This is a genomic window from Neisseria sp. P0001.S005 (genome assembly GCF_051963715.1).
In genome coordinates this window covers 1-708 of the sequence record NZ_JBQCTZ010000476.1, presented here as the reverse complement: position 1 = coordinate 708, position 708 = coordinate 1, and the positions used below count along the sequence as shown (strand labels likewise).

At 47.5% G+C, this 708-nt stretch carries 1 protein-coding gene and 1 pseudogene; both read left to right on the top strand.

Annotated elements, in window-relative coordinates; all coding sequences use genetic code 11:
* Window positions 1–105 (top strand): annotated as a pseudogene (locus tag ACTHSP_RS21170) (ubiquinol-cytochrome c reductase iron-sulfur subunit); the annotation flags it as partial.
* An 18-nt stretch (window positions 106–123) separates the two neighbouring features.
* Window positions 124–708, top strand: a 585-nt coding sequence (locus ACTHSP_RS21165; RefSeq protein WP_440346902.1) for a cytochrome b, incomplete at its 3' end; no start/stop codon positions are given.

The window sequence follows — 708 nt, the reverse complement described above, 5'->3', positions numbered from 1 at the left end:
GACATTGCAGGCCGAGTATACAAAGGTGTTCCTGCACCGACCAACTTGGTTGTACCGCCTTACAAATATCTGAGCGATACGACTGTTTTGGTGGGCGAAGACTAAAAATAAGGAACGATAATTATGGCAAACCAAACCAATAGCAAAGCAAAAGCATTGTTAGGCTGGATGGACGATCGCTTCCCTCTGTCTAAAATGTGGAATGAGCATTTGGCTCAATACTATGCGCCGAAGAACTTCAACTTCTGGTATTACTTCGGCTCTTTGGCCCTGCTCGTCCTTGTAATTCAAATCGTCAGCGGTATTTTCCTGACCATGAACTACAAACCGGACGGCAACCTTAACGCCTACCATCTGCCTGCTGCCTTTACTGCAGTAGAATACATCATGCGCGACGTGTCCGGCGGCTGGATTATCCGCTACATGCACTCCACCGGCGCATCTTTCTTCTTCATCGTCGTTTATCTGCACATGTTCCGTGGTTTGATTTACGGTTCGTACAAAAAACCTCGTGAATTGGTGTGGATTTTCGGTTCTCTGATTTTCTTGGCATTGATGGCAGAAGCCTTTATGGGTTACCTGTTGCCTTGGGGGCAAATGTCCTTCTGGGGTGCGCAGGTAATTATTAACCTGTTCTCCGCCATCCCTGTTATCGGTCCTGATTTGTCCACTTGGATCCGCGGTGACTTCAACGTTTCCGACGTTACT